Origin of the sequence: Sporanaerobium hydrogeniformans (genome assembly GCF_002735925.1) — a bacterium.
Taxonomy (GTDB): Bacteria; Bacillota; Clostridia; order Lachnospirales; family Cellulosilyticaceae; genus Sporanaerobium; species Sporanaerobium hydrogeniformans.
Window position 1 is genome coordinate 65,587 of the sequence record NZ_PEDL01000011.1, and the last position, 14,976, is coordinate 80,562.

Annotated in this window: 8 protein-coding genes; 1 reads left to right on the plus strand and 7 read right to left on the minus strand. The window is 39.0% G+C overall.

What is annotated here, in order from left to right:
- Window positions 1–106: 106 nt before the first annotated feature.
- The 4 genes from CS063_RS10930 to CS063_RS10945 form a co-directional block, all read right to left on the minus strand.
- Entirely contained in the window at window positions 107–5,629 is a 5,523-nt protein-coding gene (locus CS063_RS10930; RefSeq protein WP_180270762.1) for an S-layer homology domain-containing protein, read from the minus strand.
- A gap of 338 nt (window positions 5,630–5,967) precedes the next feature.
- A complete protein-coding gene (locus CS063_RS10935; RefSeq protein ID WP_099449732.1) occupies window positions 5,968–6,663 on the minus strand; it encodes an N-acetylmuramoyl-L-alanine amidase in 696 nt (231 codons plus the stop codon).
- 75 nt (window positions 6,664–6,738) lie between these two features.
- Window positions 6,739–8,400: a glycosyl hydrolase family 18 protein gene (locus tag CS063_RS10940; RefSeq protein WP_099449733.1), complete on the minus strand. Its 1,662-nt coding sequence runs from the start codon at window positions 8,398–8,400 to the stop codon at window positions 6,739–6,741.
- 132 nt (window positions 8,401–8,532) lie between these two features.
- Window positions 8,533–9,813, minus strand: a complete 1,281-nt coding sequence (locus CS063_RS10945) for an adenylosuccinate synthase (protein ID WP_099449734.1) — start codon at window positions 9,811–9,813, stop codon at window positions 8,533–8,535.
- Window positions 9,814–10,159: 346 nt separating this feature from the next.
- Between CS063_RS10945 and CS063_RS10950 the strand changes: the two genes are divergently transcribed.
- Complete coding sequence (locus CS063_RS10950; protein ID WP_099449735.1) at window positions 10,160–11,788, plus strand: putative manganese-dependent inorganic diphosphatase; 1,629 nt, start codon at window positions 10,160–10,162, stop codon at window positions 11,786–11,788.
- An 84-nt stretch (window positions 11,789–11,872) separates the two neighbouring features.
- Here CS063_RS10950 and CS063_RS10955 read toward each other — a convergent pair whose 3' ends face one another.
- The 3 genes from CS063_RS10955 to CS063_RS10965 all read right to left on the minus strand — a co-directional run bounded on the left by CS063_RS10955 (window position 11,873) and on the right by CS063_RS10965 (window position 14,871).
- On the minus strand, window positions 11,873–13,432 hold the full coding sequence (locus CS063_RS10955) for a methyl-accepting chemotaxis protein (RefSeq protein WP_099449736.1): 1,560 nt from the start codon (window positions 13,430–13,432) through the stop codon (window positions 11,873–11,875).
- Window positions 13,433–13,502: 70 nt separating this feature from the next.
- Window positions 13,503–13,967, minus strand: coding sequence for a chemotaxis protein CheW (locus CS063_RS10960; protein WP_099449737.1), 465 nt, complete (start codon window positions 13,965–13,967; stop codon window positions 13,503–13,505).
- A gap of 220 nt (window positions 13,968–14,187) precedes the next feature.
- Entirely contained in the window at window positions 14,188–14,871 is a 684-nt protein-coding gene (locus tag CS063_RS10965; protein ID WP_099449738.1) for an adaptor protein MecA, read from the minus strand.
- Window positions 14,872–14,976: the final 105 nt, after the last annotated feature.

Sequence of the window (14,976 nt, forward strand, 5' to 3'; positions counted from 1 at the left end):
AGTAGCAAGAGCCAACGATGGCCCCTGCTACTTTTTTACTACTATTTATTTTTCTTGTCCCATTCTCATCCGCCTCATGCCCCTCAATAGTAGTATTCTTCAGTGCCTATCTCTGTGCGGTGACAGGGTCGATGGTCAGTTTGCTGTAACGACTCAGCATGGAGGAAAACTCCGCACGGGTGGCGCTGGATTTCGGATTAAACTTATTGTTCCTGTCGCCCATCATAAGCCCTGCCTGCTGCATGGCTTTTACAACGTCTTTGTAAGCACTACCGATGCTAGAAGCATCTACATAAGTTGTAGCTTCACGGGTAATTGGCAGGGTATAGCCGGTTGCCTTTGCATCGTTTGCAAAGATTACTGCGATTTCCTCACGGGTGATGGCACGGTCGGGTTCAAATTTGCCGTTTCCTGTGCCCTGCACGATACCTTTTTTATACGCCCATTCAATGTAAGGGCGGAATGCATTGTCCGTTTTCACATCAGTGAAACTGTTGGTAGCATAAACTTTCGTGTCCACACCAGCCAACCTGCCAAGAGCTGTTACCAGCATTCCCCTCGTCATAGCAGAATTGGGTGAAAATGTTGTTTCGGAGGTTCCGTAAAGAAGTCCTCTGCCCACCACATAGTCGATGGATTCCTTTGCCCAATGATTTGTAATATCCGTGAATTTCTCTGACGGAGCCGTGTAGCCGATACCGTACAGGGAGAAGTGTGTGGTGGTGAAAATCACACAGCCCATATTTACATCATATACGGAGCCTTCAATGGGAGTAGCGTTGCCCTTTTCGTCTACATAAACGGCATATAGGCCTCCAACTACTTCGTTCTTGCTCGGCGTATACGGGATGGATACCGTTGCAATTCCATCTCCGAAGCTGGATACTGTTTTTCCGCTTCCATAGCCTACCGTAATGTCATATACCGATCTTTTGCCGATTATCTTTTTTGCCGCATCGGAGAGGTTTGTTTTGGGTGCAATGACAATGTTGATATTGCCGGTGCTTTGCTTCTGAATTTCTGCCAGTGCCTTTTTGTCAAAGCTTACTTTTACAAGGGAGCCATTGATTTTAAGGCTACTTACCCCAGCGCTCACAAGACTCTCTAAAGACCTACGGGTAAGGTTTACCGTCAGAGAAGTTGTACCCTTGGGCATGGTGATGTTCAGCTCCACAAAAATGCCATTTGCAGTTTTGCCTTGGCTAATTGCCTCGGACTGTGCGTTGGTAATGGCATCGTTTATCACTTTATCCGGGATAGAGGCAATTGCCGCACCATTCGCCCCTAATGTTGCTGTGATAGGGACCATTGCTGTTACCGGCTGGTTTGTCTTCTTTTCCGGTGTTGTGGTAGTTGTCGGTGCTCCGTTTCCACCGGAGGAAGAACCACCGCCTGAGGAACCCCCACCACTGCTGTTTTTGCTGTAATTTGCCGTGACAGTAACTGCCTTGCCCGGCATAATAAAGGTTGTTGTGCTTGCCTTACTATTTGCAAAGGTTACGCTGTCGTTGCTACTCCAGCCGGTGAAAGTATAGCCATTGCGATTATCTGCCGTAATGGTCACAGTCTGCCCCTCGCTGTAACTGCCGCCTCCAGTTCCATTTGCCACGGTCACCGTATAGATCGCATTGACCACCGTCAGTTTACCTTTTATATAAGTAACCGTATAGCTATCGGCATTAGTAAGGGTTCCACCGCTGATGAGAATATCATATTCGCCCACCGTATTGGTATCTGTCGCTGTGGTGGATATGGTGGATCTAGTAAAGGTGTCGCTTTCCACAAGCCCTGTTACAGTATAAGTAAGCTCCGGCATTGCCGATCCCTTGACAATGCCTGGCTTGTCGTCCGCCCGAACAGTCACCGCCTTTTTACCTATCGTCAGGCTGACTGAGGTACTCGCCTCGTTATAATTGTTATCCTCTGCTTTAGTTGCTGTAATGCTCACAGTGCCTGCCTTATGGATGGTTGCGGTACTACCGAAAATGCTGACGATGGTGTCATCAGAGCTTGTGTAGCTGACTGCTCCTTTACCACTGCCGCCATTGGTTGATAGGGTAAAGTTGCTGTCACCATAGATCTTAGCCTCGATTTCATTGATTGAAAGTACATCTTGATTTTTTTTGCTGGTATCAAAGCTAATTTCTTCACTGGTAGCAGTGTTGTAGTTACTACTGCCACTGTAAACTGCTTTGACTTTATAAATCTGGTCAACAAGCCCCGTCCATTTAAAGGATGCCTTACCATCTGTGATAGTGATGGCGGTTGCTCCTGCAATCTCTACATCGCTACCGCTTGTGCTGCCCACAAACTGCACAGTTCCTGTAGGGGTTTCGCCATAGCCTACACTATCCACAGTAGCTGTCAGTATAGCCTTACGGCTTCCTGTATCGCCAGAAACAGTCGCATTTACGGTCACAGCAGGGGTGGTTTTGCTTACAGTAACAGCAACATTTCCAGTAGTGCTAGTAATAGTTTCATAGTTCTTCACCGTGTCTGCATTGGGAGTAAAGGTTACCTCGTAGCCCCTGTTTATTACGGTCGGAACGGCATCGCCATTTGTCCATGCAAAGCTGCCGTACCCAAAACTGCCACCTATGAGTGCGGCTTCGGACAGTTTCTGTCCATAAATGATACTACTTGCGGTTGGGAAGAGGATGATCGGAGCTGGTGCTTTCGCAATGGTGATTTCACGGGTTGTGGTAGTTCTGTTGTAGTTGTCATCCCCAGCCTTGATAGCCGTAACGGTCACTTTGCCTGCACCGATAATGATAGCCATGTTGCCTTCTATTAAAAGTACGCCGTTATCTTCAGGCACAGAATAGGTTACACCACCCATTCCGCTACCACCAGTGGCTGACAATGCAAATGAATTATCACTAAGATACTTTTTACCAGTAACCTCATCGATACTAAGAGCACTCTGGTTTGCCTTGGCAACATTAAAGGTAATTATACTGCTTTCGGCATCTGTATAGTTCTTGCCTATACCATCAGGTGCAGCGGTGTACTCTACAATAACACTGTGGTCACCTGTTGGGACATTCGCCCAGCTCAAAATGCCATAACCATGGCTAAGAGTAGCAGTTGCTATAACAGTACTACCTTCTTTTAGTGTCAGGGTACCTGTTGGCAGTTCACTGTTAACACCAGAAACAGATGCTGCAACTTGAACTGTATCTCCAAAGACTTTATCATTCATATTTGCTTCTAATATTTCAAGTGCTGGTACAGCCTTTTTAATGGTAAATACCTGATATGTCTCGCCATAATAATTGCCGTTCTCTGTAGCTGTAATCGTTACTGTGCTGAGTCCGGCATTGATGTTTTCACCATAAAAAACGGTATAATCACTGGGCTTGATGATGGTGGGAGTTCTATCCGTTACGCTCAGTGCTGGCTGATGCGCTGTGCCAGTATAAGTGACATCATCAACATTTGACATCATATCGGAGGTAAGCAGTTTCTTGGTAATATTTACAACATACAAGACAGCATCGAAGGTAAGGCTGTAAAAACCTTTATCTGCGCCTCTTAGCTCCACAGTATTGATTGTAAATGGCTTATTTGTACCCACATTAGCATCTGATACACTGATCGACATAAGAGCCGTTACTTGGTCGTTGGAACGAAGACCATCTAGCCCAGACTCTCCACTAAATTCAGTCAAGAAATTATTTGTTCCATTATATGTGTGGCTACCTATAGCCGTTATGGATAATAGTGCTTTGTTTAGGCTCACCATCACATCAGCACTGAAATCTGCCATGCTTACATTGCCTACATATTTTGCGGTGATGGTATTGCTACCGATAGCAAGAGCCTTGCCTTTGGTGTCATAGGTCATGGTATAAACACCGCTCCAATCCGCGTTCACAGGGTCGGAGATTTGCGTAGTGCCTACAAACAGTGCCATCTGGTTCGCCACTGGTGGGGTCAAGGCAAATGTTTGGGGAGCTATGCCGGTCGCCTTTGGTATTACTTTCACGGTGATGGTATCACCATAGGTAAAGGTATTTGTTTCCGTTGCTCCCTTGTAGGTCTTGATACCCCCATCAAAGGTTGTGCTGGACTTATCCACAGTGACAGTGGCTGTTTCACTTTTGACGGTATAGCCGTCACATGAGACTTGGCAGTAATAACCATATGTGCCTACACCAAGACCAGTGGGAAGCGTATAGCTTGCATTAATTTCACTAAAAATAGGGGGGAAATCAGTCTTGATCCACTTATAGGAAATCTCTTTATCAGCTGGTACACCATCTAATTTTACTGCCTCTACGCTTAGGGTAGGGGGGGATGTGTAACCATAGATTACAGATGTGCTCTGGGGCTGCGTGGTGATTTTGACCGTTGGAGGCTGTACAATTACGAAACAAGAGCTACCTATACCATCAGCGGTTGTGGCTGAAATTGTTGTATTTCCCTTTGCAATAGCCTTAACCTTTCCATTCGCATCTACTGTGGCAACCGCTGGATTAGTGCTATCCCATGTAAGGCTTTTATTGGTTGCATCTTCAGGCAACACAGTCGCCATAAGGGTCTCTTCTGCTCCGAGAGAATCAAATCTCAATGTGTCCTTGTTCAGCTTTACTTCTGTAACTCTTATTCCGTCCGTTATAGTCGAACCAGTCGGAAGCTGATCTCCAATGGCAGTTGTGTATACAGATGTTTTCCCAGTAGGAACCATAATAGTCAATGTCCCACAAGATTCAAAAACATTACTCATGAATACTGGTGGGGTTTCCCCAAGAAACGTAATCTTTTTAAGCCTTACACACAGTGCAAACGCACTGTCTTGTATCGTTTGTACCGAACCGGAGATGGTTACACTTGAAAGGTTAAAGCAATAACTAAATGCTTCCATTGAAATAATTGTTACCGGGGATTCAATTTCAATGCTGATAATCCTAGAATTATCAACGAAATCCAAGTACCAGTTTGCAGCTCCATTGTTTGATGTAATGGTGAGCTTACCGGTTGCAGAATCAAAAGACCAGCCCTCACCTGACTCTAACGACATTGTACCCATCGTTGATCTTGCCATCATCCCCGCTACCGTCACGGTGATTTGTGGCAGGCTCACGCCATCCGAGATGGTATAACCTACCGGCAAAACAGGCTCATAGTAAAATATCGCCCCTACTTTCTTGGAATCAAAGGTATCCGAACTGCTGCGCTGTGCATTGATTTGCCATGTAATGCCCATCAGTGTCTGCTCTTCCAAAACAGTTTCCTCGGTTTCTTTCTGTTTGGTATCCGCACCGTTTAAATCTAAGCTAATTGCTGAATTGGTGGTGCTTGCGTCTAAAGACACCTCACCACTGTCCAAAATCACTGCAGCTTCGCTATCCGTAGCCATATAGTTCTCTGCACCGATTGTCACATCTACCGTATCTGGCAGTCGGATGTCTGTTTCCTCCATACCTACCGTCAGCTGTTGGTTAGCAATCTCTGTAGGCAGCTTTGCAAAGGCTGTAATGATTTTCGCTTCTTGCGCATAGGTAGTAGCACCGTAGCTTGTAAGCGGGTTCACCATCAGCATAGCCAACGTTACCGCCAATAGCCTCTTTGCTTTTTTTATGATAGAAACGCTTTTTAGGGGTTTTGCCATTCGTTTTATTTTCATAAGCTCCTCACTTTCCATATCTTTTCTCAAAACAATATTGCCTTATTATCTGTTTTACTTCCGTTTCCCCCCTTCCTTTTTGTGAAAGTTTTAGGTAGCCCGTTACCGCTTCTTGCAGTTTTGTATCGGATACCGGTCTGCGTAAAAAACTGTTCACACCACCGCCTCTTCTCCATATGAATAAAAAACTACCAGACTCCTTTTTTAGAAGTCTGGTAGTTTTTATTAGGTTAGCATTTTGTCAAGAGGTTTTCAATGAATTCTGATCAAGTGGTCGAAAATCTGCACAAGTGGTTAAATTTTTTTGAAACATATAGTATACTGTTAAACCAAAAATTTTAATTTATTTCTTGTTTTTCAAAATATTTTACAATACCATGGTAAATTCCCCAAGCCATCTCCTCTTGATAGGCTTCTGTATTAAGCTTTTTTTCCTCTTCTGGATTAGTTAGAAAACCACACTCTACAATAACAGAGGGTATGCTAGTGGCCTTTAGTACATAATAATCTGTATTCCCCTTAGGCTCTCTCCGATTACTGGTATCCACATACTCTTTAATACTACTTTGAATAAGTTCTGCTAAGAGCTTTGCCTTATCTGATTTCTTGTTATAAAAAGTTTGAGCACCCTTTACACTTGGCTGAGTAAAAGAATTTTGATGGATACTAATCAAAATATCTCCACCTTCTGCAATTTTTTTACGCTCTTTCATATCCTTACTCTTATATTTTACACCATCCATCCCATCTGTATCATCATCCGTTGTCCGTGTCATAACCACTACCGCTCCTGATTGTTCCAAGTAGTCCCTTAGCTTAAGAGCAATTTTGAGATTGAGATCCTTTTCATTTTCTCCTTGAATCCCCTGCTTGCCAGGATCAAAGCCTCCATGTCCTGGGTCAATAATAATAATCTTTGAAGCTGTTGCAAGACCTATTGTTTCAACAGCTTGAGTAGCGTATTTAAAATAGGAGGCCATAAAAATCATTCCCACTAATGTAAACATCAGGATTGTCATCTTACTTCGTTTCATTCTTCACTCACCCCTTTAATAAATTATGTCCTTTTTTATTTTATTAAAGAGATTAGTAAAACATGTCTATTTTTATTACTCTATCTCAGCAAGTATATTCCAAATAGTTGGTGTTTCTAAACCTAACTTCCAAGCTGCATAGCCTGCTAAATCATACTCATTAACAAGGCCTATTCTTTGCTTAATAGAAGACTCATCCTCTAGCCATACTTTAAAGAGACTTCCCTCTTTCTGCACCTGCGCATAACGCTGTCCACTATTTGGATCTAATACAGGTTCAACCCCCCAGTTATTGACCAAATTCTGTGCAGGAGCCATGCCATAAGGCACAGACTTAAGTCCCTCTGCCGTTTCTTCCCATACTCTTGTAAAGAAAGGAATGCCTAAAACAAGCTTACTTTTGGGTACTTCTTCTAGGTTTTTTTGTAAGCCTTCTTCTACCCAAGGCAACTCTGCCACTGAACCAGCTACTTCAGAGCCTGACCAATGCTGATCATAAGCCATTACAATGAAGTAGTCACATACCTGTGCTAACTCTACTCTCGCATAATGATTGGACCAATTAGATGGCATATAGATATCTACTGATAAAGTAAACCCCTTACTTTTAACTTGAACAGAAAGCTCCCTCATAAATTGAATCCATTCTGCACTAAAGTCAGACTGCACATTTTCAATATCAATGTTAAGTCCATCTACACCATAAAATTCAGCCTTTTCTATAAGTTGATCAATGACATGCTGTCTCTTTTTGGTACTCGTTAAGATCGTTCGTGTAAGAGCCGGTTCTGTAAAATTATGACTTATAAGTGGCCATACTTGAAGCCCTCTTTTTTTAGCTTCTTGCACATATTCCACAGTGCCTCTATCTATTAAGTTCCCTTTTTCATCTGCAAATTCAAACCAAGTAGGTGAAATCACATTCGCTTGTGTAACATGATCGTATTTAGAAGTTCCCCAATTACCTGGGTTTTTACTTCCTAATTGATCCCATACAAGCTTAACTTTTTCATTAAGAGGATTAGATGGTTTAGGAAGGATTTCCTCTTCTACAGTTAAACCTGCTTGCTGAGTCCTCTCTTTCACAGCTCCTTTTGGGATAAAACCTATAAAGCCTTTTTCACTTTGTACTCTTAAAAATTCCCCTTCTTCTTTATAAATAACGACTTGCTCTCCCCTTTGGAGGTTATCCATATAAGTCGATTTATACTGTGGATGCGTTCTAAGTTCTGTTTTACTTTTTACTTTAGCTGTTTCCCTCGCTTCTTTTAAATCTACTGCTACAAATAATTGATCTTCTAAAGTGACATACACATCCACTTTAAAACGTTCTTCCAATAAACTCTCTGGTAAATAGAGCTTTCCACCTCTTTCGATAATAGGTGCTTCTAAACTAATCGTTTCACCATTTAATACCCCTTCTTTACTATCCGGAGTCATACGTAAAAGCTCCTCAAGTGTTGTGATAGTCAGTATCTTTTCTGTTTTATCATAGTAAATGGTGTCACTTACATAATTTCTAGCAAAGTCATAAGAAACATAAATCTTAGCATCTTCTAATAATACTGGTTCCTCTAAATCAATACGTTGATCTTTATATACTAGATTGATTCCATTATTTTTAAATTCGTCAAAATATACAAGTGGATCTATTTTTTCTCCCACAGGCATCATTTTTATACCTATAAAAATAGCCCCTACTACCAAAATACCACCTATTAATAATTTTTTCAGCATATCTCTTCCTCCTCACCTATGTAGTATACCATATATTTTATATTTCCAATCTTAAATTCATAGGTCTACACTAAAAAAGAACCTGGTACTCTCATAACACTCGTGAAGTACCAGGCTCTTTGTTTGCTCTTTTTATTCGATTATAATATTTTGATCTCTATTAGGTCCTACACCTACCATTGTAATTTTACACCCACAAAGCTCTTCAATTCTTGTTAAATACTTTTTAACTGACTCTGGAAGTTCTTGATACGTACGGATATGAGAAATATCTCCCCAACCCTCCAACTCTTCGTAAACTGGTTTACAAAGCTCTAAATCTTCAAGACTTGCTGGAAAATACTTAATTCTTTCACCATTGAATTCATAAGCTACACAGATTTTAACTTTTTCCAAATCTTTAAGGACATCTATTTTATTAAGTGCAATTTGTGTCAAACCACTTGTTCTTACAGCAAATTCCCCAATAACTGCATCAAACCATCCACATCTTCTAGGTCTACCTGTTACCGTTCCAAACTCATGTCCTTCTTCTCTAATGCGGTCACCAATTTCATCATGAAGCTCTGTAGGAAAAGGTCCTTTCCCTACACGGGTAATGTACCCTTTCATAACACCTATACATTCATCAATCATAGTGGGGCCAATCCCTGCCCCTATACAAGCACCACCTGTAATGGGATGTGAGGAAGTTACATAAGGATACGTCCCAAGGTCAAGGTCCAGAAGTGTGCCTTGTGCGCCCTCAAATAATACTTCTTTGCCCTCTTTAATAGCTTCATACACTGTTACCGTGGTATCATCTACATATTGTTTTAAACGCTCTGCATACTTTTTATAATTTGTGATGATTTCTTCTGCATCAAATTGTATCTCTTGATTATAAACATATTTGAGCATAGCATTTTTTACTTTTACATTTTCTCTTACCTTTTGTGCAAATACTTCTTCATGATACAAATCACACACACGAATCCCTGAACGCTCTGCTTTATCCATATAGCAAGGCCCAATTCCCTTCATGGTTGTTCCAATATCTTTGCCATCTTGAGCAGCAATCGTTTCTTTTGCTTTATCAAGTGCTTTATGGTAGGGCATAACAAGATGTGCTCTTGAACTTATTCTTAAAGTACTTACATCAATGTGCTTGGCAACTAAGCCATCTATTTCACTTAAGATACCTTCTGGATCGATAACTACACCATTGCCTACTACACATTTTTTGCCACTGTATAATATGCCCGAAGGTATAAGTTGGAACTTATAAACGTCTCCATCTACTGCTACAGTATGTCCTGCATTGTTACCACCTTGGCAACGTACAACAACATCTGCTTTCTCAGATAAAATATCTATGATTTTTGCTTTTCCTTCATCTCCCCATTGGGCACCTATTATCACTTTAGTTGGCATGGCTTACACGTCCTTTCGTATCCTTAAAATTCCATTTATTTTTGAAACATGTTTATCATAACAAATTGAAGACCATAAATCAAGAGATTTATCGAACGTTTTTATGTTTTTATATATTAATGTTCGATGGATTAGTTTCTACAAGTTTATGCCATTTATGAGTTGACAACTTCTCTTCCTATTGTTATGTTTATTTTACATTCATTCTCATCTAAATATTCATAGAAGAAGTTAATTTACTTTTTCTTTATAAATGAATGTAATAAATTACTGGATATTTACTTAAAATAAACTTATTGACAATCTGAAGCATTCCTTCGATATGTACAATCCAGGAGGTAACCTTATGGAAAAAAAAATTTATGTCTTTGGCCACATTAATCCTGATACGGACTCCATTTGCTCTGCTATTTCTTACGCTCATCTTAAAAGAGCCTTAGGAACCCCTCATGTAGTTGCCGCACGTTTAGGAAAACTTAATAAAGAAACACAATATGCTCTTGATTATTTTGGAGTAGAAACTCCTCTTTTTATCGACAATGTTAAACCTCAAGTTGGAGATATGGACTTTTACACTGTTCCTCCCATCTATTTAGCAGACTCGGTAAAAAAAGCTTGGGACATTATGACTTCTCATAAAAGACAAATGATTCCTGTGCTTTACCATGATCAAAAATTAGCAGGTGTTATCTCTATTTCTGATATTGCAAAAACATATATCGGTCTTACGGATGAGAGTGTTCTCAAAAAACATAAAACTCCCTTTATCAATATCGCAGCTGTTTTAAATGGTAAAATTGTTAAAGGAAGTTATCCAGATGCTTATGTCTCTGGAAACGTCTATGCCACAGCTTCAATGACCGAAGATACTATGCTTTCTGAAACAGATATTGTTATTGCAGGTAGTAATAAGGTGCATATTGACCTTGCTCTTCATTCTGGCGCAGGTTGTATTATTATTACAGACCAAAATATGGAGCTTTTAAAATTAGATTTACCTGAACCTACAAACTGTGCCATCATGTGTACAGGCTACTCCTTCTTTGAAACGATTAAATTAATTTCTCAAAGTATTTCTGTTAAAAATCTCATTAGAAATCAAGATGTAGTTTATTTCCAAACGGATGACCGCCTTGATGAAGTAAAAGAAGTGATGCTTGATACAGCCCATCGTCACTTCCCTATTTTAGATGAAGAAGGCAAAGTAAAAGGGGTTATCTCAAAAAGGCATTTAATCGATATTCAAAAGAAGCAAGTCATCTTGGTAGACCATAATGAAAAATCTCAAAGTGCCTCTGGTATTGAACAAGCTGAAATACTTGAGATCATTGACCATCACCGCATTGCTAATATTGATACAGGTGCACCTGTTTATTTACGTGCTGAGCCTGTAGGCTGTACAAGCACTATTATTGGTAAAATGTATGAACTTAATAATATGATGCCCCCTAAGCAAATTGCTGGACTTATGCTCAGTGCTATTTTATCAGATACCCTTATCTTTAAGTCACCTACCTGTACCCCTGATGATATTCATATGGCTAAGAAGCTGGCACAAATTGCTGAAGTCGATCTTTATGAATATGGGCGTGCATTACTCATTGCTGGTTCTTCCTTAGAAGGTGTTTCCGCTTCTGAAATTCTTTATATTGATAAAAAGAATTTCACACTTGGTAAATATAATATTTCTGTTTCTCAAGTTAATACTGGAGATTTCAAAAGCCTCTTTTCTATGAAAGCTGATCTCTTAGTTGAAATGCGTGAATTAGCTACTAGAGAAGGTTTAGATCTTTCTATTTTAATGGTAACAGATATCATTATAGGTGGAACTGAGATAATGGCCGTTGGGAATGAACGTTGGTTAGCTGAGCGTGCTTTTGATTTCTCTAAGTCAGATGAAAGTATTTTCTTAGCAGATGTTTATTCACGTAAAAAACAAATCATCCCTAAACTTATGATTGCAGCTCAAAGCTAAATAGCATTCTCCTAAAAAAGAAGAAGTGAGTATTTTCAAGTCTCACTTCTTCTTTATTTATAGTAAAATCCTAGTTGGCCTTATCTATTCATTTTTTAGTTTAAATTGATCTACCCTACTCTTTAAAATTTCAGCTTGACCATAAAGTTCTTCACTAGCTGCTGCACTTTCTTCAGCTGTGGCTGAATTTGTCTGTATCACTTCTGCTACTTGTTCAATGCCTTTATTAATACGTGTAATATTCTTTGCTTGTTCATTTGATGCCTCTGCTACATTTTCCACAAGACGTGCTGTGCGCTGTACACCTTCAACAATATTTTTTAGTGCTTCTGCTGTATCACGAGCAAGCCTCATACCTATATCTGACTTGTGCATAGATCCCTCTATTAAGAGAGTCGTTTCCTTGGCTGCACTTGCACTTCTATCTGCTAAATTACGTACCTCTTCTGCTACTACTGCAAAACCTTTCCCTTGTTGTCCAGCTCTAGCTGCCTCTACTGCTGCGTTAAGAGAGAGTATATTAGTTTGGAAAGCAATTTCATCAATCACCTTAATAACTTTAGATATGTCTTTAGAAGCTGCTAAAATTTCTTCCATAGCATTCAGCATTTGTTGCATCTGTTCATTCCCCTTTAGAGCATTGGTTTCTACATCACTTGTTAAAGTATTTGCCTTATTAGCATTTTCAGCATTTCTTTGAGTGTCTGCTTTAATACAAGTAATTAATTTTTTAAGTTCTTCAACAGCACTAGCTTGCTCAATTGTCCCTTGTGATAGGGCCTCACTCGCATCTGCTACCTGCTTAGACCCTTCTCTTATCTGCTTTGCTGCCCCATTAATATCTTGCATAATATTACTTATATTACGAGACATATGATTAAAAACAATTGCTAGTTTACCTACTTCATCTTCTGCATCACTTTCAACAGCTATGCTTAAATCTCCTTCTGCTATTTTATCTGCTCCCCTAACAAGTTTATTTAAAGGTTTTGTTAAAGCTCTTCCCAAAACAAGACTAAGTAAAATAGAAATAAAAGCAATACCTACTAGAGCTTCAGTCATAAATAACTGCGCTTTATGAGCAATATTTTGATTGTTAACTACCTTTAATTTTGCATCCTCTAATTTATGATCTCTTATCTTACCTATAAGCTCTTGCACCTCACTGGTCATCTTAAGCATTTCTGTATTTTGAGTTAGATAATCTTGAATAGTACCTACATCATTTTCTAAAAAAAAGTAAACCTCTTTATCTATCTCTTTTTCATACGCTTTATTTAAGGCCTTAAATTCCTCGAATCTTTGCTTATTTGTACTATCCAAATAAGCATTATCTAATTTTTCTATAAGTTCATCTACTTTTTTTTGTGTTTCTAGTATTGCCTCATATTTTAATTGTTTTTCTTTACCTACCTTTTCAATAATGAGCTCATTTATTTGTACGCGTTGTTCTTGAAAAGAGGTGGTTAACTCTCCTAACCAAACAAGTGGAACCATTTTCTCTTCATAAAGCTGTAAATCTCCTTTTGCTAAGCCAGCTATATTCTTAATTCCTAATAATGCTACCAAAGAACTCAAGCAAATAATAACCCCAAAACTTAATATCAACTTTACACTTAGCTTTAAATCCTTTAATCTTTTCATTTTCTATCCCCTTATTTTAACTACTCTTCACGCACTTTTTTATGTCTTAATAAGTCTTTCGTATTCTTAATTAGCCCTCTACTAATTTTTTAGCATCTATAATTAAACTCATTTTATCTTTTATAATACTTATTCCTCTAATTATTTCTTTACTTTCATTACGTTGGCTATCCAAAAAACTTTCAATATTTTTTTCTTCCACACCAATAATTTCAACTGCTCTATCTGCGATAAAACCCATTTGTTTTTTCTCTACCTGTACAATAATGATACATCCTGCATGCGTAAGAGGTATCTTTTCTTGTCTTAGCTTCTGGTGTAAATCTTTAATAACAATAGCTTGCCCCCTTAGATTAATAACCCCTTTCATAGTTGAATCTTCCCCTGGCATAGAAAGGATTGGTTGAAGCTTAATAAGCTCTTTAATATACCGAATCTCTAGCATGTATTGGCCTTTTCCTAAGTAAAATAAGAGGTATTTGTCTTTTTGCCCTTCTTCTTTGGATAGGTTAATACTAAAATTTACATTTTCCAACTAACTCCACCACCTTATACATTAACGATGTTTGTACATCTTATGCATACTTATCCTTAACTGTTCCAGTATTCTATACAGGCTTATTTTCCTAAAAATGTGACTATTTATTCTCCTATAGTAGTAAATAAGTCTACTTACTGCAATAAAAAAAGGTTTTAGAATGCCCTGCATTCTAAAACCTTTTTTCCCCTTAAATAACCTTAGTTAGCTTTACTTATTATAAATATTTTGCTAAGACGTCTATCGCATGTAAACGAATAAGCTCTTGCCCATGTTCTTTTAAAAACAACTCATTTAAATCGGTATTTTGACACCTTAATGCAAACTCATCAAGTATACCTACTAGACCCTCGGCTTTCATATGTGCCTTTTTGTTTTTGTTTAAAACTAAGAAATATTTATCATTGTATTTATAAAGCGAACTATCACCTATAAACAAAGACTGCAATCTATGTGAAGCCATGCACACTGTATCAAAGTCTCCAAATAAATAAGTCAGTGACTTTACTTTATTTATACTTTCCTTTTTGTCATTAGACTTCTCATCTCTACCCATAAGTGCTAGGTCAGTCATCCGATCCTCCTCCGGCTCCTTAAAGGTACGATGAGTAGGCCTTTCGCCAATAGCATCTAGCTTTTGTTCAATTTGCATGGGATCTTCCACTTTTGTTACTACAATCATGATGCTGTCTGTAGAAAGGGGCACAGCCTCTATCATCAAAGGTACATTCTCTGTTTCAAAACCAAAGTCCTCATAAGCTCGTGCCATCATGTCTTTAAAAAGCGCTTGTGCTTTTTTAGAGCCATATGCTAGTTCACTAATCTTAATATTTCTATCCATAAGGTCTGAGTGATTTAAAGTGACTTGGATTTGCGTGTCGCTAATCTTTTCTATTTTCATTCAAATCACATCCTTTCATTATCCTTTAACTTTTTCTTTTACTTCATTCTTTACATGCTATATAGACTAGTATAATGTAGATACCCCTACTATGTAAAGAGTCTA